This window comes from Rhodococcus sp. NPDC006774 (assembly GCF_040636045.1).
GTDB lineage: Bacteria > Actinomycetota > Actinomycetes > Mycobacteriales > Mycobacteriaceae > Rhodococcoides.
Genome location: NZ_JBEYIW010000052.1, coordinates 1 through 2,066, shown reverse-complemented (window position 1 = coordinate 2,066; position 2,066 = coordinate 1). Strand labels below are relative to the sequence as shown.

Below are 2,066 nucleotides of genomic sequence, written 5' to 3'. Positions count from 1 at the left end.
CAAGCAGTGAACACTGGACACAGGGTCGCTAGGCACCACGATTGACCTACCGCACAAGTGACCGGTGTGTCTTTCCCAAGACGCGTCGTCGCGGTGTCGAGCGGCCCGCTCGTCGGTGGTCGGGCCTGGCGGCGTGACTTCATAGGACCTTGAAGCGACTCTGCCCCATCACTGTTTTGTCCACCGCCAGCGTCCGCCCACCCAGCGCGAAACTCGGTCGGAAGGCCCGCCGAGTCCGTCGAACGGGAAGGCTCGGATCACATGGACGGTGACATCGTCGTCGGCATCGATTCACACAAAGACACTCACTACGCAGCTGTGCTCACACGGGGTGGAAGGAGGCTCGGAGCGCGCCAGTTCGGAGCCACAGCGCAGGGCTACAACGAGCTGTCGGAATGGGTGGAGACGTTCGGAACTCCGGCGAGCTTCGGTGTCGAGTGCACCGGTTCGTACGCTGCGGGACTGACGCGTCACCTGCTCGAACGTGGCATGTCGGTCGCGGAGATCAACACGACCAACAAACATGCGCGGGCTCGCCGTGGGAAGGACGATGCCCTCGATGCGGAGATGGCTGCTCGGCACGTCCTCACCGGAGCCGACGCCATCGTTCCGAAGTCGAGTACCGGAGCGGTGGAATCGATCAGAATGCTGCTTCTCACGCGGGAGTCGGCAGTGAACGCTCGTACCGTTGCGCTGCAACAGATTCAAGATGTTCTGATCACCGCCCCGGTGGCTCTGCGTGAGTCGATCACCTACAAGCGGGGGAAGGGAGCCGTCGAAGCGTGCTCCCGGTTGCGTCCGGACTTGTCGCGCCTGTCCGATCCGGAACAAGCTGCGAAGTTGACATTGCGGACTCTCGGTCGCCGGGCCAGCGATCTGGCCGAGGAGATCGCCGTTCTGGAGCGCGAGCTCGACACTTTGGTGACCGCGACGGCTCCGACGATGCGCGCAGCGTGCGGGGTAGGACCGGTCAACGGGGCGCAGTTGTTGGTGACCGCGGGGCAGAACATCGGCCGGCTTCATTCCGAGGCCGCGTTCGCCCGGTTGTGCGGTGTCGCCCCTGTTCCTGCCTCGTCGGGCAAGACGACGAGGATGAGGCTGCACCGAGGCGGTGATCGCGCCGCGAACAGAGCGCTCTACTTGATCACCGTGTGTCGGCTGCGGTACGACCAACGCACGATCGACTACATGCAACGCCGGCGCGGTGACGGGTTGTCGAAGAAGGACGTCATCAGGTGCCTCAAGCGGTTCGTGGCGCGGGAGGTTTTCAACGATCTCGTCGCTGATCTCGCAGGATGTGGCAGCATGTCAGCAGAGGTTGACGTACCTGCCGCTCGCGCCCCGTCCGGGGTTCGGTGAACACGTTGCTCTGAGGGTCCACCATCGGAATCCGTCAGGAAGCAGCTGACCGCCGGTAATGCGAGCATCCGGACTCGGTTGTGCTTCCAACGAAGGATCCCTGATGCCCGTTCACATGACCATCGATGAGTTGAAGTCCGCTGCACGAACGTTGCGAAAGTTCCTGGCCGAATCAGGTGCTGCACAATTGACCCACGCCCAGTCACTCGAGGCCGTCGCTCACACTGCCGGATTTCGAGACTGGAACAGCTGCAGCGCCGCTCTTCTCGCTCCCCGTCCGCTGGCGGCTGTTCCGATCCTGCGGGTGTATGACGAGGTCGCGACACGAAACTTCTATTGCGACTACCTCGGATTCGAGGTCGACTTCGAGCATCGCTTCGCCGCCGATCTACCGCTCTACATGCGGGTCACCCGTGGCGGTGTTCACCTGGACCTGAGTCAACACCACGGGGATGGAACACCAGGGGCCGCTGTGTGGCTGCCGACGGTCGACATCGCGGCGTTCCACCGGGAGCTGCGTCGGCGAGACCATCTGGTGACTCTGCGACCCGGTATCGATCGCTCCGCACCTGGTGGACCGACCGTCGAGCTACTGGATCCGTTCCAGAACGCCCTGCGCTTCTGCGAACTCGACGACTGACACATGCTCGACTGACAGACGATTCACTGCTCCCGCCCACGGATCGCTTGACATGTATAGGACCGTC

2 protein-coding genes are annotated in these 2,066 nt (G+C 63.1%); both read left to right on the top strand.

The window, feature by feature from the left end:
* Window positions 1–261 precede the first annotated feature (261 nt).
* Window positions 262–1,359: an IS110 family transposase gene (locus ABZ677_RS27755; protein ID WP_206498880.1), complete on the top strand. Its 1,098-nt coding sequence runs from the start codon at window positions 262–264 to the stop codon at window positions 1,357–1,359.
* Window positions 1,360–1,462: 103 nt separating this feature from the next.
* Window positions 1,463–1,999, top strand: coding sequence for a glyoxalase superfamily protein (locus ABZ677_RS27750; RefSeq protein WP_219520300.1), 537 nt, complete (start codon window positions 1,463–1,465; stop codon window positions 1,997–1,999).
* Window positions 2,000–2,066 lie beyond the last annotated feature (67 nt).